This is a genomic window from Staphylococcus caprae (genome assembly GCF_003966625.1).
Classification (GTDB): Bacteria; Bacillota; Bacilli; order Staphylococcales; family Staphylococcaceae; genus Staphylococcus; species Staphylococcus caprae.
Genome location: NZ_AP018587.1, coordinates 2163123 through 2181403 on the forward strand (window position 1 = coordinate 2163123; position 18281 = coordinate 2181403).

General features: G+C 33.8%; 15 protein-coding genes and 1 pseudogene. 5 read left to right on the forward strand and 11 right to left on the reverse strand.

What is annotated here, in order from left to right; translation table 11 throughout:
* Positions 1 to 284: 284 nt before the first annotated feature.
* From JMUB898_RS10425 to fakB1, 10 genes and pseudogenes are all read right to left on the reverse strand, one after another.
* Positions 285 to 521 carry a CsbA family protein gene (locus tag JMUB898_RS10425; protein ID WP_002441536.1) on the reverse strand — a complete coding sequence of 79 codons (237 nt, stop codon included), beginning with the start codon at positions 519 to 521 and terminating at the stop codon, positions 285 to 287.
* A gap of 5 nt (positions 522 to 526) precedes the next feature.
* The gene (locus JMUB898_RS10430) at positions 527 to 1168 is read right to left on the reverse strand and encodes a YfbR-like 5'-deoxynucleotidase (protein WP_037541189.1); all 642 of its coding nucleotides are present in this window, start codon (positions 1166 to 1168) and stop codon (positions 527 to 529) included.
* Positions 1169 to 1564: 396 nt separating this feature from the next.
* Positions 1565 to 2203: pseudogene (locus JMUB898_RS10435) on the reverse strand (CHAP domain-containing protein); the annotation flags it as partial.
* 489 nt (positions 2204 to 2692) lie between these two features.
* Positions 2693 to 3809 (reverse strand): peptide chain release factor 2 gene (prfB, locus tag JMUB898_RS10440; RefSeq protein ID WP_103212275.1). Its coding sequence is split into 2 segments (ribosomal slippage): positions 2693 to 3736 and positions 3738 to 3809, totalling 1116 coding nucleotides; the frame shifts between segments, so codons are not numbered across the junction.
* A 379-nt stretch (positions 3810 to 4188) separates the two neighbouring features.
* Complete coding sequence (gene secA, locus JMUB898_RS10445) at positions 4189 to 6723, reverse strand: preprotein translocase subunit SecA (RefSeq protein WP_002441528.1); 2535 nt, start codon at positions 6721 to 6723, stop codon at positions 4189 to 4191.
* 621 nt (positions 6724 to 7344) lie between these two features.
* Entirely contained in the window at positions 7345 to 8148 is an 804-nt protein-coding gene (locus tag JMUB898_RS10450) for a peptidoglycan recognition protein family protein (protein WP_002441526.1), read from the reverse strand.
* 339 nt (positions 8149 to 8487) lie between these two features.
* Entirely contained in the window at positions 8488 to 9063 is a 576-nt protein-coding gene (gene hpf / locus JMUB898_RS10455) for a ribosome hibernation-promoting factor, HPF/YfiA family (protein ID WP_002441524.1), read from the reverse strand.
* Between the two features lie 61 nt (positions 9064 to 9124).
* Positions 9125 to 9805, reverse strand: coding sequence for a ComF family protein (locus JMUB898_RS10460; protein ID WP_037541187.1), 681 nt, complete (start codon positions 9803 to 9805; stop codon positions 9125 to 9127).
* Positions 9798 to 11054 (reverse strand): DNA/RNA helicase, encoded by a 1257-nt coding sequence (locus JMUB898_RS10465; RefSeq protein ID WP_002441521.1) that lies wholly within the window; start codon positions 11052 to 11054, stop codon positions 9798 to 9800. Before JMUB898_RS10465 ends, JMUB898_RS10460 begins: the two co-directional genes overlap by 8 nt.
* A gap of 149 nt (positions 11055 to 11203) precedes the next feature.
* The gene (fakB1, locus tag JMUB898_RS10470) at positions 11204 to 12070 is read right to left on the reverse strand and encodes a fatty acid kinase binding subunit FakB1 (protein WP_002441519.1); all 867 of its coding nucleotides are present in this window, start codon (positions 12068 to 12070) and stop codon (positions 11204 to 11206) included.
* A 144-nt stretch (positions 12071 to 12214) separates the two neighbouring features.
* On the opposite strand from fakB1, the gene JMUB898_RS10475 reads away from it, so the two are divergent.
* Positions 12215 to 12856 carry a YigZ family protein gene (locus tag JMUB898_RS10475; RefSeq protein WP_002441517.1) on the forward strand — a complete coding sequence of 214 codons (642 nt, stop codon included), beginning with the start codon at positions 12215 to 12217 and terminating at the stop codon, positions 12854 to 12856.
* Between the two features lie 80 nt (positions 12857 to 12936).
* Here the strand turns inward: JMUB898_RS10475 and JMUB898_RS10480 are convergent, their stop codons facing one another.
* Positions 12937 to 14022, reverse strand: a complete 1086-nt coding sequence (locus JMUB898_RS10480) for a glycosyltransferase family 4 protein (RefSeq protein ID WP_037541531.1) — start codon at positions 14020 to 14022, stop codon at positions 12937 to 12939.
* Between the two features lie 412 nt (positions 14023 to 14434).
* Here JMUB898_RS10480 and gdpS point away from each other — a divergent pair, with 412 nt between their 5' ends.
* From gdpS to pepT, 4 genes are all read left to right on the forward strand, one after another.
* A complete protein-coding gene (gene gdpS / locus JMUB898_RS10485; RefSeq protein ID WP_002441514.1) occupies positions 14435 to 15505 on the forward strand; it encodes a GGDEF domain-containing protein GdpS in 1071 nt (356 codons plus the stop codon).
* Positions 15506 to 15743: 238 nt separating this feature from the next.
* Entirely contained in the window at positions 15744 to 16505 is a 762-nt protein-coding gene (locus tag JMUB898_RS10490) for a threonine/serine exporter family protein (protein WP_002441511.1), read from the forward strand.
* 15 nt (positions 16506 to 16520) lie between these two features.
* A complete protein-coding gene (locus tag JMUB898_RS10495) occupies positions 16521 to 17015 on the forward strand; it encodes a threonine/serine exporter family protein (RefSeq protein WP_002441510.1) in 495 nt (164 codons plus the stop codon).
* Between the two features lie 20 nt (positions 17016 to 17035).
* On the forward strand, positions 17036 to 18268 hold the full coding sequence (gene pepT / locus JMUB898_RS10500; RefSeq protein WP_037541185.1) for a peptidase T: 1233 nt from the start codon (positions 17036 to 17038) through the stop codon (positions 18266 to 18268).
* Positions 18269 to 18281 lie beyond the last annotated feature (13 nt).

The following is an 18281-nucleotide window of genomic DNA, read 5'->3' on the forward strand; positions in this document are numbered from 1 at the left end:
ATACGCCTCCTATTTATTTATCGCTTATATTTAGTTTAACATGCATGTTTATGAACTGAATTTTCACGTTTTATTTATGTTCTATTTTAACAAATTTATATCTTCTAAAGCAAACATTTGTTCGCTTATCATTGATTATTTTCAAAATAAAAACAAACATAGCGATGCACTATGCTTGTTTAAAAAAGTTATTCAATTTAAGTCTTTAATGTGTAAATATACTATAAAACATTCTTCTTAAACCTTCAAAAGATATGTTTAGTTATTTTACGATTCATATTATCCTATCGAGAATCTTCTTGGTTCTTATGAAACTTTAATTTATCTATAATCAAATAGCCTGCCAATAGACTTACGACATCTATAAAAATAATCCATTCATTATGGAAAAATCCTTTATAGATAGATGTTCCTATTAATATAAGTGTTAATAGTGTGCCAATCCATTTACTTCTCGTTACAACGCTAAATAGCACGACTAAAATACAAGGAAAAAAGGCGGCACATGCATACCAAATCATTATCGTCACCCATTTCTTCTATTTAAAATTGTCATAGTAGTTTCACGCAATTCAGTTCTAGGAATAAAGTTTTCAGTTAACATCTCGGGAATAACATTATCTATAAAGTCTTTAACTGAATGTAGGTGGTCAAATTGAATGATTGTTTCTAAACTCATTTCATAAATTTCGAAAAATAAAGGCTCCGGATTACGTTTTTGAATTTCTCCAAATGTTTCATATAATAAATCAATCTTATCTGCTACTGAAAGTATTTGTCCTTCTAAGGAGTCATCTTTACCTTCTTGAAGTCGTTCTCGGTAAACGTTTTGATATTGTTCAGGAATTTCTTCTTTGATAAAAGTATCTACCATTTCTTCCTCGACTTGAGAGAACAATTTCTTCAGTTCTCTACTCGCATATTTAACGGGCGTCTTGATGTCTCCTGTAAAAACTTCTGCAAAATCGTGATTCAGCGCTTTTTCATACAGACTTTTCCAGTTGATTTCATTGCCATGATATTCTTCAACCGTTGCTAAATACTGTGCAATTTTAGTTACTTTGAAGGAGTGAGCCGCCACATTATGCTCAAAGTATTTAAATTTTCCTGGCAATCTTATTAATTTTTCTAAATCTGAAAGTCTTTTAAAGTATTGATGTACGCCCATATCACGATACCTCCTCATACACGAACTTAGTTTAATTTTTATAGTTATCGCTTATTGACAAATAATATTTATAAAGCAGATATTTTACTTATAGTTATTATATCAATCAATCTCATTATTGAAAGTAAATTCATATTTTATAGATTTATTTTCAACAAAAAAGAAGCCAAGATAATGATCTCAGCTTCCTTTAACATATTGATAGTAGATGACTGAATTGAAAGTTCACTGATATCAAGCTTCTTTCAATCCTAATCATCCTTGTTGGCAGAGCCCCAACATAGTGAACTTCTCTTTTTTAAGAAATTCTGCAAACAATGCAAGTTGGGTGCGGGAGACCGAAATTATTTTTACAAAATTATATTTCTGTCCCACTTCTTAATTTCAAATGATGGATTAGTGAATATAACTATATGAACCAGGGTTATAGATTGTTCTATATGATTTAACGTTGACTCCACCGTTCCAGTTCATTTCTGAAACAGTTAATGTACCGTTAGGATTTACTGACTCAACTACACCTACGTGACCATATGCACCAGCACCATTTTGTCCTGGTCCACTTTGGAAGATTGCACCGACTTCAGGTGTGTTATTAACATTGAAACCAGCTTGGCTTGCAGATGCTGCCCAGTTGCTAGCATTTCCCCATAAACTACCAATTGGTTTACCTAATTCAGCACGACGATTAAATGCATAGTAAGTACATTGCCCATCAGTATAGAGGTTACCTGCATTAGAGATACCTTTTAAGCCATCATATGATGTTTGTGAAACATTAATTGGTGTTTCATAATTTTCATATGTTACGCCTGATTCATCTGTTGCTGTAGATTCAAAAGATGCTTGAGAAACTGGTGTTTCATTACTTTCTGTAGAAGTCACATGATATTGAGCAGTTGCTGCATTTTCAGAAACTACGATTTTATCTCCAGGGAAAATAAGTGGTTGAATACCTGGGTTTAATGCATATAATTGATCTAAAGTAATACCGTGGTCTAAAGCAATATTATATAAGCAATCTCCTGCTTTTACGATATAAGCACCTAAGTTAGATTGATTCGTTGAAACAACGTCTGGTGAATTTACGTCTTGTTGAGACGCCTCTGTTTCTTGAGCGTTAGCTGCAGTGTTGATTGCAAAAAAAGCTGCAATCGAACTAAAAGTTACAGTTAGCGATTTTTTCATCTAGTTGTCATTCCTTTGCTAGTTTGTTCTAAATTTACAAGTCTTAATATAGCACAATGCCTTTTTGAAAAGTGTATTGTTATAGCGATGTAATATAACAGTTAAAAAGTAAATTTCATCATGTTACCTACATAAATGTGGCTAACTATTACTATCATAAAGGTGTAAAGGGTTACTTTTGAGAATAAACAAAACGCTCTAGTAACATTATAAGTTGCAAACTACATATTATTATTTAAAATTAAATATCTCTAACTATCCATTCGAACATGTTCCTGACAAGAAAAAACCTCATTTACTAGCAATAAATAACTAATAAATGAGGTGATATTTAAATTATGAATCTTGATTATCCATTTCTTTTCTTAAATATGCTTCAATAAATGGCTCGATTTCGCCATCCATTACAGCATCAACCTTACCTGTTTCTTCATTTGTGCGGTGATCTTTAACCATTGAATATGGATGGAACACGTATGAGCGAATCTGACTGCCCCAACCTATTTCTTTTTGTTCACCACGAATTTCAGCCATCTCACGTTCTTGTTCTTCCAACTTAAGTTGATACAACTTCGATTTCAACATCTTCATTGCGGCTTCACGGTTCTTAATTTGGGACCGCTCATTTTGGTTATTAACGACGATACCAGTTGGATGGTGCGTAATTCTAATCGCAGACTCTGTTTTATTAATATGTTGACCGCCTGCACCCGAAGCTCTAAATGTATCTACTGTAATATCATCCGGATTAATTTCTATTTCAATTTCATCATTATCAAAATCAGGAATTACATCACAAGATGCAAAAGATGTATGACGTCTACCTGAAGAATCGAATGGAGAAATTCTTACTAATCGATGAACACCCTTTTCAGCTTTCAAATAGCCATATGCATTGTGACCTTTAATTAACAGTGTCACACTCTTTACTCCAGCTTCATCTCCTGGAAGGTAATCAACTGTTTCAACTTTAAAGCCTTTTTGTTCACCATATCTCTGATACATTCTTAATAACATGCTCGCCCAATCTTGAGATTCTGTACCGCCAGCACCAGGGTGAAGTTCAAGAATCGCATTATTCGCATCATGCGGTCCATCAAGTAATAATTGCAACTCATATTGATCCATTTTCTCTTTAAATTGGATAACTTCCTCTTCAAGTTCTGCTTTCATATCTTCATCATATTCTTCTTGAAGCAATTCTCTTGTCGCACTCATATCTTCAACTTCATTGGCTAAATCATGATAACCATTGACGATAGATTTCAATGCATTATTTTTATCGATAATATCTTGTGCTTTATTTTGATCATCCCAGAATCCTGGATCTGCCATCATTTCTTCATATTCTTGAATATTTGTCTCTTTATTTTCTAAGTCAAAGAGACCCCCTAATTTGGTTAAGGTTATTCTGATATTCATCAATATTACGTTTAATTTCTGATAATTCCATTGATTTTCTCTCCTATTAATACAATCTTTAGCAGTTTTATACACGTATCATTTACATCATACATGAAATTCATATTTTTGAAAATTAAGGCAACAACTTTAATATATGCAATCACATTTTAAAAACAACAATAATAAATGAAGTGTGAAAGAAGAATCATTGAGCAAAATAAATTTACTTGTCTCCCACCACCTTGTCTTATTGGCAAAATTTCTTAAAAATTTCTCTATGTGAGAGCCTCGCCAACAAGGATGTCTAGAGGTTGAAAGAAGCTTGATATAGTCCCACTTTCAATTTAGTACATTTACTTCATATGTTAAGAAGGCTAAGACAATAAATGATGTCCCAGCCTCCCTACTATATATAACTTATTTTTCAATTATGCTTGACCATGGCAATTTTTATATTTTTTACCACTGCCACATGGACAAGGATCATTACGTCCTACTTGATCACCTTTGACAATAGGTTGAGGTTTTACTTTTTCTTTACCATCTTCTGCTGTGACGTGCTTAGCTTCACCTAAGTCTTTCGTTTTCTCACGTTCAATATCATCTTCGAATTGAACAACAGATTTCAAGATATATTTACATGTATCTTCTTCGATATTTTGCATCATCATATCAAATAATTCATGACCTTCATTTTGATAATCACGAAGTGGGTTTTGTTGTGCATATGAACGTAAGTGTATACCTTGACGCAACTGATCCATCGTATCGATATGGTCAGTCCAGTGACTATCGATTGAGCGTAATAATATCATACGTTCAAATTCATTCATTTGATCGCCTAAAGTTTCTTTCTGTTTGGCATAGGCTTTTTCTATTTTAGCCCAAACCACTTCAAAGATATCTTCAGAATCTTTACCTTTGAGTTCAGAATCCGTTAGCTCGCCTTCTTGTAAAAAGACATCATTCACATAGTTAATGAATGGAGCATAATCCGGATTATCGTCATCTTCGTGAATATGATAATTGATCGCACGTTGTAATGTTGAACGAAGCATAGCATCGACAACTTGTGAACTATTCTCACTGTCGATAATTTCGTTACGTTCATTATAGATAATTTCACGTTGTTTACGTAAGACTTCGTCATATTCAAGGATACGTTTACGCGCATCGAAGTTGTTACCTTCAACACGTTTTTGAGCTGATTCAACCGCTCTTGAAACCATTCTAGATTCAATTGGCGTAGAATCATCCATACCTAAACGATTCATCATTTTTTGAAGACGTTCAGAGCCGAAACGTACCATTAATTCGTCTTGTAATGAGAGGTAGAATCGACTGTCACCTCTATCACCTTGACGTCCAGAACGACCACGTAATTGGTCATCGATACGACGTGATTCGTGTCGCTCAGTACCTATAACTGCAAGGCCGCCTAATTCTTCTACGCCATCGCCAAGTTTGATATCAGTACCACGACCTGCCATGTTTGTTGCAATTGTAACAGCGCCTTTTTGACCTGCATTAGCAACAATTTCCGCTTCACGTTCATGGTTTTTCGCGTTTAATACATCATGTCTGATACCACGTTTTTTAAGTAAATTAGAAATATATTCTGACGTTTCAACTGCAACTGTACCAAGTAAAACAGGTTGTCCTTTTTTGTGTTTATCGACAACATCTTCTACAACTGCATCAAATTTACCTTTTTGACTGATATAAATAAGGTCTGATTTATCCACACGTTGAACAGGTTTATTAGTAGGAATTTGAGTAACTGTCATATTGTAGATATTACGGAACTCTTCTTCTTCCGTTTTAGCTGTACCTGTCATACCTGCTAATTTGTTATACATTCTGAAATAGTTTTGGAACGTAATAGATGCCATTGTCTTAGATTCATTTTGAATAGTTACGCCTTCTTTAGCTTCGATAGCTTGGTGTAATCCTTCAGAGAAACGACGACCCGGCATCGTACGACCTGTAAATTGGTCAACGATTAATACTTCGCCATCAACAACCATGTAATCGACGTCACGTTGTAACGTTACATGCGCACGTAAAGCCGTATTAATATGGCTAATGACCTCAACATTTTGAACGTCGTATAAATTGTCTACTTTAAACATACGTTCAGCTTTGTCAGCGCCTTGTTCAGTTAAATGAACTGCTTTTGTTTTTTCATCAAAATTATAATCATCTTCTGCTTTAAGCATTTTAGCGAAAACATTCGCTTGCGTGTATAAAGAAGTAGACTTTTCAGCCTCTCCTGAAATAATCAGAGGTGTTCTTGCTTCATCGATTAAAATGGAGTCAACCTCATCAATGATTGCAAAATGTAATGGACGCATGACTCTTTCTTCAGCATAGTTCACCATGTTATCTCTTAAATAATCGAAACCAAGTTCGTTATTTGTACTGTAGGTAATATCTTGAGCGTAAGCTTCACGTTTCTCTTCAGTAGATTTACTATTTAAGTTAAGTCCTACAGATAAACCTAAGAAATTATATAGTTCAGCCATTTCTTCACTTTGAAAACTTGCCAAATATTCATTGACAGTAATGACATGAACGCCACGTCCAGCTAACGCATTTAAATACGTAGGCATTGTAGCTGTTAATGTTTTACCTTCCCCTGTTCTCATTTCAGCAATATCGCCTTTATGAATCGCGATACCACCCATGACCTGTACTTTATACGGAATCATATTGAATACACGTTTTGATCCTTCACGCACAAGTGCATATGCTTCTGGTAAAATCTTATCTAAATAATCATTTTGTTTTTTAACATCTTCAATTTCTGATAATTCTTTTTGGAACGCTTTCGTTTTTTCACGAATTTCTTCATCAGTTAATAAAGCAGTATCTTCCTCTAATGCGAGTACTTTGTCTGCTAATTTTCCTAAGCGTTTCGTTTCTTTTTTATTGCCGTCAACAATTTTCGATAAAAATCCCATTACATGCGTCGCTCCTTTAGCTAAAACTGTTTGGCTTACAACAATTTATCTTATCATTTATCCCATTAAAATTATACTTATATACTCATACGATTGGTAACTTGAAAGTTATACTTTAACAATTTTATTCCTCTGAAAATGAAACTCTCAATTACTATAAGAAAGTTAAATTAAAACTCTTCCTAATTATACTTTCAATTCAATTTATTTAAATTGACAACATGTTTATTTTAACACGGTTGAAACAATTTTTTCTTGTCATAAATAAATAATTTTCGAATATATTATAAAACATGATATTTGAGTAACAAAAAGTGAAATTACCTCTATTTTAAACATCAAGTCACAATAGCACTGTGTCATCTCTAGTGTCCATTAATTATATTTAAATCATAAAAAAGAGACTACACTGATAAAGCGTTTCATAATTCAAATCGATATCTATAAATGTTGATTTGAGCTAACCACAATCATTTATTTTAATATCTATTTCACATAAAATAACCCCCTCCTAAGTTTCCATTTATACAATGTCTACTTCAGAAGGGAGCATATGAAATTTAGATTCAATTTGTATTCTTAATACGTGTTCAAATTCTTCTGGAAATTCTCTCTTTGAATTTATCCTGGGATATTGTCGTAGTGATATTTTACGAGTTCGAATAATTGATGCATATCATAACCCCATCTTGCATAATACTCTATTGGGTCAACATGGTCTGTACCACCCCAATATTGAGAAACTGCGTTATGACTAATGATAGAGCCTATGCCTTCATTGTCATCTGCAAGTGTTGGTTTAATACCATTTTGTTTTAACATGTACGCAGCAAGCCACGCTTGATTATTTACAGATTTAGCAAAGTCTTCAAATGTATACTGACGTACAAGTTCTATTTGATAAAAGTACGGATTAGCTTTTGCGCCCGCCCCCCATACATAGTATTCAGAAGGTGCAGTAATATGAATTTCATTATTATCTACAAATGCATGTACAAATGCTCTATCGAACGTTCTATACATTTGATCTACCCAGTCTTGTAATGAACGATGGTCTTCACCTACTTCATGAATCACAATACCAATATACGATTTAAATTTATATGGGTTTTTAGGGAGGTTATTCATTCGTGGATCTTTCACAATCTTTGAATGTTGGAGATGATTTTCAATTATGTACCTATTTACCTTTGAATCTTTAGGGAGAGATGGGTCATCTGGATTACTAGTTAAATTCTTTTCATTAACTTTTTTTAAAGCGTTAGCTTGAGTACTCGATTGAGAGCTAGTTGGTTTTTGTACATTTGCTGAAAATTCTGATTTTTCATGAGATAAACCTTTGGCATTGGTATCAGGGGCATAAAAAAGCGACAGTGACATTAAAGCGATAGATGCTGTTGAAACTAGGGAAAAAGCTTTTAACATAAGTGACACTCCTTTCAAATTATATTTAAACTTTTAAAAAAGAATATAAAATATTTATATTAATAATATCTATTAAAAGCTGTCAAAAGTCAAGTGTTTTATTTCTTTAAAAGTGAAATATTTATGTCCTTTTGAAATTCGCTAATTCGCTAATTCGATACCTTAATACTTATTTATATTTTGCAATTAAAGTTTGTATTCTCGTAATAATGGAATGAATCGTTATGAGTTATCTATAAAATATAAAAAAGAGAGGTTTCTATTCGATTAAATAGAAACCTCTCTCATCAAACTAACTGTAGACGAGCTACAGAATTATATATCAATTTCAAATTATAATTATTCAGTTGTTTCAATCAATCCATATTTACCATCTTTACGACGATAAACAATACTTGTACCATCTGTTTCTCTATCCGTAAAGATAAAGAAATCATGTCCTAATAAGTTCATTTGTAATACTGCCTCTTCAGAGTCCATAGGTTTTAAACTAAATTGTTTTGAACGGATAATTTCAATATCGCTGTCATTATCAGGTTCTTCGGCACCACTAACTTCTTCGGGTGTAGCTTCCTGGACTTCAGCTACAAAGACTTCTTGATCTCCACGATCTCTATGTTTACGATTTACACGTGTTTTATATTTACGTACTTGACGTTCTAATTTGTTTGTAATTAAATCAATGCCAGCGTATAAATCATCGTGTCTTTCTTCAGCTCTTAATGTAACGTCTTTTAATGGAATAGTGACTTCAATTTTAGTAGCTGAGTTAGAATAAGTTTTAACTTTAACGTGTGCGACTGCATTAGGCACATTGTTAAAATAACGCTCCAACTTACCAATTTTTTCCTCAATATAGTTGCGAATAGCATCTGTGATAGTGAGGTTATCTCCATGAATTTCAAATCTAATCATAGTCATCTCTCCTTTAACCTCGAATATTGGTAATCCTTAACTATATTTTATCACGTTTAGCCTATCGTGCAAACGCAAACACTTTGAATTTTCTGACATTTAATGCTGATAATTTACACCCTGCATGATGTATTGTTAACCCTGTAGTATAAATATCATCAATAAGTAAAATTACTTTATCGCTTAAATCCATCTTTTCATCTTTGATATAAAAAGGATTCATCGCTTTCGCTCGTTCTAATTTACCTAATTTAGATTGTTTTGGTCGTAGATTTGTTCCTAAAATATTCACATATTTAACGCCCATTTTATCTAAAACAGTTGCTACTGGATTATATGTACGTTCTACATCTCTCTCATAAGGAGATGGTATAGGCACGATCATATCATAGTCTGTTCGAGGTAATTTTAATTTTTGTGCCAACACTTTTGAAAGTTCATAATCCCTCATAAATTTATATTGATGTATTGTTTCTTTCATTATTCCTTGATATTTATAGTCACAATATAATTGTTCCATTAAGCGGAAATCATTTTCCAAAAACTGACAATCTAAACAAACCTGTGTATCAGTCTTCTTCAAGTTAAGACATCGGGCGCATCTCTCTTCATCATCATTGAATAATTTAATTGCTGCCCACTTTTTTTCGCATTCTTCACAAAATTGTCGAGGCGGTTTAAAAAAATTATAAATATGTAGCACGTCATGAATTGGATTCATACATTGTAAACATCTAGACATCTAACCACCCTTTTTCTATTCCTAAACGATTCATCGATACAATATCTTTTTTAGCCAAAATCATAGACAGACTGACCCCTTCATGAAGAAATAAAACAAGGCCTTGAGGTGCTTCTATTTTACGTCCAACTCGTCCAGCAATTTGTACTAATGCAGCCTTTTCAAATGTTTCAGCATTCATAACTATGACGTCTAACTTCGCCATAGTAAAACCTCTTTCAAGAATAGTCGTAGTAAATACGATGAAATGTTCACCTCTTCGTAATGCTTCTACCTTTTCAAACCTGTGCGCATCTTCACTAGAAACACTTATTAAATTAGGTATCAATGTTCGATATTTAAGATAGGTCTGGTGCATCGTTTCAATATGATTAAAAAATACTAACGTATACCGTTGTTGATCCATTTGTTTCTGAAAAATATTTAATAATTGCGGTTGCACACGTGATTGATTTAATTTGAAATATTTAAATTGAGGTACTGGAAGCGGATGTCTATGGAAACGGGCAGGAAGTTTAATTACTTGATTCGAAGACATTTGTTGTAGTAAATGACGTGGAGGCGTGGCCGTCATGTAAATGTGAGAATAAATAGATTTGGAAGCAGTTTGAATAGCAATGGTGAGTTGGGGATCCATCGATAAAGGAAAGGCGTCGACCTCATCGATGAAAATAGTATCGAAATGTTGTTTAAACCTAAATAATTGATGAACAGTCGAGATCACAAAATGACCATTATATTCTTGAGAACGTTTCTGATGAAGAATATCAATCTCTTCATTTTTGAAAGCATCTTTGATTCGTTGACTAATTTCAATGACCACATCGACTCTAGGTGAAAGTATAGCTATATTATGACCAAGCTGACGTGCTAAACGTATGCCTTCAAACATCATTTCTGTCTTACCTGCGCCTGTAACCGCATATAATAAGAGACTCTTTGAATGTTTGATTGCATTAACAATTGATTTCGATGCATATTGTTGTTGTTCTGACAACGTAAAGGGAAGCTCATACGCACCATCTGAGATGTTCTGAACACTCTCTGTAATTCGATATTCTGTGACACTATCTATTCTTCCTAATTGAATACACCGTCTGCAGTAAATCATTTCTTCTTTTAAATATGAAGAATAATAAGTGGAAAAGTAATCATGATCTTCATTACTGCACTGAATACAATAATGATGTCCATCTTTATCGATAATCCCTTTTGTATGGTAAGCAATCTTCTCACCATTTAACTGCACAGTAGGAAAAATAAGTTTACCGTAATGTTTGATTTCATATCACTTCTTTCACAAAAAAAGCCTGAAACAACTTTAAAAATTAAGATTTCACTAAACTTTCGTCGTAAAAACTTAATCTTTATTCATGTCTCAGACTTTATTTCAAAATATTAATTAATTTCAATTTTTCTAGGGAAGTAACCTACACCTAAACCACCAGAACCTAAATGAGAAGCAACTACTGGACCGAATTCAGAATACTGAACATTCACATGAGGATGATCATCTTTAAGTTGTTGCAAGAATGCCTTTCCTTCTTCAGTTTTATCGCCATTAATCACGAATACTGTAACTTCATCTAAACCTTCTATTAATTCAAAGATGTTATTTTCTAACGATTTAAGGGCACGTTTTTTAGTACGCACTTTTTCATGTGGATGAATTTTACCATCTTCTTCAAAGCGAAGTACAGGTTTCATTTTTAATAAAGTGCCGACCCATGCTTGTGCACCAGTAATACGGCCACTTTTTTGTAAGTTTTTCAAATCATCAACAATAAGATATGCACCAATGTGTTCTCTGATTTCATGTAATTCTTTAATAATTTCCTCAGCTGTATACCCTTTTTCTACTAATTGTAGTGAGTAAATCACAAAGCTACCTTCAATCATTGCCGCTAATCTTGAATCGAAAGTATGTACGTTGATACCTTCAATCATCTCACCTGCTTGTGTTGCAGATTGATAGCTGCCACTAATACCACTAGATAAATTTATCACAATAACATCAGTGTATCCTTCGTTTTTTAGTTTCTCGTAATTTTCTAACCATTCACCTATTGCTGGTTGGCTAGTAGTTGGAATTGTCTTAGATGAAGCCATTTTCTTATAAAATTCGTCAATTGAGAAATCATCGTTCTCTGTAAATGTTTGTCCGTCATCAAATGTCACACTTAACGGGGCAATCGGTATATTATATTTATCAATGATTTCTTGTGGTAAATAACCTGTTGAATCGGCCATTACTGCAATCTTCATACTAGTCCTCCTCAATTATACTCATAGTCATAATACAATATTTTTTTGAAAAAGAAAATCTTATTTAAATGATTTAGACGCACGAAAGTTATGTGTATAATAATATTAGTGAAAATTGAACGGAATTGCAGGTGACAAAGACAAATGGCGAAACCATTGATTACAATTAAAGAAGCGCATTCGATTGAAAATGTCATTAATAAATCTCGATTTATTGCGTATATCAAACCAGTCCATTCTGAAGATGAAGCAAAATCATTTATTAACGAAATTAAATCTAAACATAAAGATGCCACACACAATTGTTCAGCCTATACAGTTGGTCCCGAAATGAATATCCAGAAAGCTAACGATGATGGCGAACCCAGTGGTACAGCAGGTATACCTATGCTTGAAATATTAAAGAAACTTGATGTTCACGATGTATGTGTAGTCGTTACACGTTATTTTGGCGGGATTAAATTAGGTGGTGGCGGACTCATTCGTGCCTATAGCGGTGCAGTAAGAGATGTGATTTACGATGCCGGAAGAGTGGAATTAAAAGAAGCGGTTCCAGTAACCGTAACACTTAGTTATGATCAAACTGGCAAATTTGAATATGAACTTGCCTCAACACCTTATATACTAAGAAATCAATTTTATACCGATAAAGTAAGTTATCAAATTGATGTCGTAAAGGAAGATTACGAAGCATTCATTCACTTTTTAAACCGAATCACAGCAGGTAATTACGATATTGAAAAAGAAGATATTAAACTTCTTCCTTTTGATATTGCTACAACATAATGAAATAAAGTATTAACCTAAAAAAACACTATTGCGAATGAGGTGTTCTACTCAACTTTCCTCACACGCGATAGTGTTTCTTATGATTTAGGAGGCTGTTGCTCATCATATCGATGTTGCTTACGGTCTCCTTTTCTAGTGATTAAATTTAAAACTGGACGATAATTATCATCTATTAGGCCTGTGAACTCTACAATCAATTCTATTGTGAAAATAATCAAGATAAACATCATGAGCGCACCGAGTGGTTGTGATAAGTAAAGAATCACACTCGAAAGACTAAACATAATTGCAATGGAATATATAAGTAACACTGTTTGTCTATGTGTATATCCAAGTGCTAGTAACTTATGATGTAAATGTGATTTATCAGCTTGCATAATATGCTGACCCTTTTTCATTCGACGAATCATTGCAAACAGCGTATCGATGAATGGTACAGCGAGGATTACAATAGGGAAGAATAACGCAATAAACGTAATATTCTTAAAACCAAGTAAAGATAAGAAGCCAATAATAAAACCAATCATGAGCGCGCCGCTGTCGCCTAAGAAAATCTTGGCTGGGTGGAAATTATAAAATAAAAACCCTAGTAGTGAGCCTAGAAGCACACAACATATCATGATGATAAAGATATTAGCTTGTAAAATTGCAATAAATCCTATGGTCATTAAACCTATTGCTGAAACACCAGATGCCAAACCATCTAATCCATCGATTAAATTAATCGCATTCGTAATCGCCACAATCCAAATAATAGTAATCGGTATGCTAAAAATACCAAAATGAATTGTAGGTCCCATTGGTAATGAGATAAAATCTATCGTAATACCATAAAATGTTACAACGCCTGCCGCAACAATTTGACCTGCAAGTTTAATGTACGGTTTCAAATCATATATGTCATCGATAAGCCCTACAAGATACATAATAATAGCACCTAATATGAGCGGTTTAACCTCTCTTTCAATAGGATGGCCTAACCAAATGCCTATTAAAAAGGAGAATAGTATGACTGTTCCACCCATCACTGAGATCGGTTTGGTATGTACTTTTCTAAAATTAGGCCGATCTACCAAATCCAATTTCTTCGATACTACAATGATAATGGGCGTAATTATTAAACTGACTATCATGGTAAATGCTATGAGTAGTAAAGTATACATCAGTTCACCTTCATCAAATAAGTTAATCAATATCTAAATATTTATTGTGTAGCTCTCACCCTCTCTTCAACGATATAGCGTTGACGTTTCTACACAATTCTTTTTAGTTACTACCTCTAGACGTATCAGCGTTACCACAATGAGTAAGTAACGCTCCCTCCCCTATAGCCTAGTATCATTTCTATCGGAATGCCCTTCCCGACAAAGTTTTCAATTATAACTTAAGGTATAATAAAAAATTTATCATACACTTTCGAATTTCAATTCAAATACATTTTTTCTATCATACCATTTAAGCGACCATTTTAACATTAAATACCATTTTATGTATGAAATTTCTGATGCTAAGTGATGACAAATTGTAAGTTTTCACTTACAATAGCTAATGGTCAACGAAGGAGTCGGTTAAGAAATGTTTGAAGCAATCGTTTACAACATATCTGTCATGGTTGCAGGTATATACTTATTTCACAGATTACAATATTCAGAGAACAAAAGAATGGTGTTTTCTAAAGAATATGTAACAGTTTTAATGACACTCGTTTCTTTACTTTTAGCTGCATATCCCATTCCATTTAAAAACGAATATCTCGTTCACTTAACTTTTGTTCCATTACTATTCTTAGGACGCTATACAAATATGATTTATACACTCGCCTCAGCATTTATTGTAGCCTTAGTCGATGTGTTCATATTTGGCAATTCAATTATTTATGGCATCACTTTAGTCGTCATAGCTGGTATTGTGAGCGCAGTGGGACCATTCTTAAAGCAAAACGACATCATCTCTTTACTTATTTTAAATGTAATAAGTATCATTATTCTATTAATTTTAGCGTTAGTAAGCCCAATTTATGATTTAATCGAGATTCTTGTACTTATTCCAATTTCATTAATCATCACAATCTCTTCCGCTATAACATTTGTTGATATTTGGCATTTCTTTTCATTGGTTAACCGTTATGAAAATGAAGACAAATATGACTATCTTACAGGTTTAGGCAATGTTAAAGAATTTGATAGACATTTAAATGAAGTTTCAAGTCAAGCTGAAGAGAAGAATCAAAGCTTAGCTTTATTACTGATCGATATTGATGGATTCAAAGATGTTAATGATACCTATTCACACCAATCAGGCGACGCTGTACTTAAACAAATGTCACAGCTATTAAAAAATTATGTTCCAAATCAGTTTAAAATTTTCAGAAACGGTGGCGAAGAATTTTCTGTTGTAATTCGAGATTATACATTAGATCAAAGTGTTAAATTAGCAGAAAACATTCGTTCAGGAGTGGAGAAATCATCATTCCATCTTCCAAACAAAGAAGTCATTAAACTATCCGTTTCAATTGGTGTTGGTTACTTAACGCAAGAAGATCGCAAATCTCAACGTAAGGTATTTAAAGATGCCGATGATATGGTTCATGTTGCTAAAAATGAAGGACGTAATAAAGTCATGTTTAACCCTATAGTTAAATTATAAGTCATTATACTGCTATCATAGATGTAGGAATGTTCAACTACGTGTTGAAATACCATCTATGCATAGCAGTTTTTTTAAATTTATTAAGCGGATTACGGTCATCCCTATTCAAATAAGAAACCACATTTACTTATATGAAATCATTTATCAAAATCATGGTGTCTATTGAAAGTTACAGGCGCAAGTTGTAAACTTCAATTGTTCATAAAAAATAAAACGATCTTGGAGGTGAACGTGTATGTCAGATTCAATCACTATTATCGATGAAAATAAAGTGATTGATGTAGTCTTGATTGCAGGTAGAATTTTACTTGAAGCGGGCGCAGAAACATACCGCGTTGAAGATACAATGAATCGTATTGCACATAGTTACGGTTTACATGATACATATAGTTTCGTTACGTCTACTGCGATTATTTTTTCACTTAATGATAGAACGAGTACAAGACTTATACGTATTCGCGAACGTACCACAGATTTAGAAAAAATCGCACTAACAAACAGTTTGTCACGAAAAATCTCCAACAATCAACTTACAATTGATGAAGCTAAAACTGAATTAATTCACCTAAGAAAGGCATCATTACAATATTCATTTTTAATGAATATCATCGCATCATTTGTAGCTTGTGGCTTTTTCTTATTTATGTTTGGAGGAACCGCTTCTGATTTCTGGATTGCATGTATTGCTGGGGGTGCAGCATTTTTAACGTTTAGTTTTGTACAAAAATACATTCAAATTAAATTCTTCTCAGAATTTGTAGCATCAGCAGTTGTCATTAGTATTGCTGCCATTTTCACTAAATTAGGAATTGCTCAGAATCAAGATATTATTACGATTGCCAGTGTAATGCCCCTCGTTCCAGGGATTTTGATTACCAATGCCATTCGTGACTTATTAGCTGGTGAATTACTTGCGGGAATGTCACGTGGCGTGGAAGCTGCACTCACTGCCTTTGCGATTGGTGCCGGCGTGGCAATTGTATTATTACTATTATAAGAAAGGCTGTTAACGATGTTATTTTACTTATTTCATTTTACAATTAGCTTTATTTCCACAGTCCTTTTTTCAATTATATTTAACGCCCCTAAAAAGTTACTTGTCGCTTGCGGTTTTGTAGGTGCAGTCGCTTGGACAATTTATCAACTTACTGTTGGGATGGACTTAGGGAAAGTGGGCGCTTCTTTCCTAGGAAGTCTAATATTAGGATTAATGAGCCATACGATGAGCAGACGTTATAAAAGACCTGTCATTATCTTCATTGTTCCAGGAATCATTCCACTTGTGCCAGGAGGCGCTGCATATGAAGCTACACGTTACTTAGTTTCAAACGATTATACTAACGCAGTAAACACCTTCTTAGAAGTCACATTAATTTCCGGAGCCATCGCCTTTGGTATTCTTGTCTCAGAAATCATCTACTACATCTACACACGTATCAAACAGTATTATGGTAAAATCAAAGGTAAAACTTATAAGAAATCTTATAATATGAACAACAGAGTATAATTCTAAGGGGGATGATTACAATGAAAGCACAAATCATAGACAGATTAACAAGATATGTAAAAATCGACACACAATCTGATCCAAATTCAGAATCTACACCTTCTACAGAAAAGCAATGGGACTTATTACGATTATTAGAAAGTGAACTTCAAACTTTGGGATTATCTACAGATATAGACGAATACGGTTACCTGTTTGCGACGTTAGAAAGCAATGTTGATTATGACGTACCTACAATCGGTTTCTTAGCACATGTAGACACATCTCCAGACTTTAATGCAACTGGCGTCAACCCACAAATCATTGAAAACTACGATGGTCAAGCACTTCAATTAGGTAAAACAAACCGTGTGCTTAACCCGAGCGTCTTTCCAGAATTAAATCACCTTATCGGACATACACTCATGGTTACAGACGGAACTTCATTACTTGGAGCTGACGATAAAGCCGGTGTGGTAGAAATTATGGAAGGCATTAAATATTTAATAGAGCACCCAGAAATTAAACACGGACGCATTCGTATAGGATTTACACCGGATGAAGAAATTGGCAGAGGCCCTCATAAGTTTGATGTTGAACGCTTTAATGCTGATTTCGCTTATACAATGGATGGAAGTCAATTTGGCGAGCTTCAATTTGAAAGTTTTAACGCAGCAGAAGCGACGGTGACATGTCACGGTGTGAATGTGCATCCTGGTTCAGCTAAAAATGCGATGGTCAATGCCATTAGTTTAGGCCAACAATTTAATAGCCTACTTCCACCTAAGGAAGTCCCTGAACGCACAGAAGGTTATGAAGGTTTCTATCATCTGATGAAATTTGAAGGAAATGTTGAGAAAGCGACCCTTCAATATATTATTCGTGACCACGATAAAAAGGAATTTGACTTACGTAAAAAACGTTTGATGGAAATTCGCGACGATATTAATACACACTATGAAGGTTATCCTGTTAAAGTTGATGTTCACGATCAATATTACAATATGGCTGAAAAGATTAAACCTTTACATCACATCATTGATATTCCTAAACGTGTATTTGCGAAATTAGATATCACACCTAACACAGAACCTATACGTGGTGGAACAGACGGCTCACAATTATCATTTATGGGATTACCTACTCCAAATATCTTTACAGGTTGTGGTAACTTCCATGGTCCGTTTGAATATGCTTCTATTGATGTAATGGAAAAAGCAGTTCAAGTTGTAGTAGGAATTGCCGAAGAGGTTGCTAAAAAAGAAAGTAATTAAAGTGTTATAGATA

Bases quoted from the DNA above. Each gene is read 5' to 3' on its own strand.
- JMUB898_RS10425 (WP_002441536.1), bottom strand. From the start codon at position 521: ATGATTTGGTATGCATGTGCCGCCTTTTTTCCTTGTATTTTAGTCGTG.
- JMUB898_RS10430 (WP_037541189.1), bottom strand. From the start codon at position 1,168: ATGGGCGTACATCAATACTTTAAAAGACTTTCAGATTTAGAAAAATTA.
- secA (WP_002441528.1), bottom strand. From the start codon at position 6,723: ATGGGATTTTTATCGAAAATTGTTGACGGCAATAAAAAAGAAACGAAA.
- JMUB898_RS10450 (WP_002441526.1), bottom strand. From the start codon at position 8,148: ATGTTAAAAGCTTTTTCCCTAGTTTCAACAGCATCTATCGCTTTAATG.
- hpf (WP_002441524.1), bottom strand. From the start codon at position 9,063: ATGATTAGATTTGAAATTCATGGAGATAACCTCACTATCACAGATGCT.
- JMUB898_RS10460 (WP_037541187.1), bottom strand. From the start codon at position 9,805: ATGTCTAGATGTTTACAATGTATGAATCCAATTCATGACGTGCTACAT.
- fakB1 (WP_002441519.1), bottom strand. From the start codon at position 12,070: ATGAAGATTGCAGTAATGGCCGATTCAACAGGTTATTTACCACAAGAA.
- JMUB898_RS10475 (WP_002441517.1), top strand. From the start codon at position 12,215: ATGGCGAAACCATTGATTACAATTAAAGAAGCGCATTCGATTGAAAAT.
- JMUB898_RS10480 (WP_037541531.1), bottom strand. From the start codon at position 14,022: ATGTATACTTTACTACTCATAGCATTTACCATGATAGTCAGTTTAATA.
- gdpS (WP_002441514.1), top strand. From the start codon at position 14,435: ATGTTTGAAGCAATCGTTTACAACATATCTGTCATGGTTGCAGGTATA.
- JMUB898_RS10490 (WP_002441511.1), top strand. From the start codon at position 15,744: ATGTCAGATTCAATCACTATTATCGATGAAAATAAAGTGATTGATGTA.
- JMUB898_RS10495 (WP_002441510.1), top strand. From the start codon at position 16,521: ATGTTATTTTACTTATTTCATTTTACAATTAGCTTTATTTCCACAGTC.
- pepT (WP_037541185.1), top strand. From the start codon at position 17,036: ATGAAAGCACAAATCATAGACAGATTAACAAGATATGTAAAAATCGAC.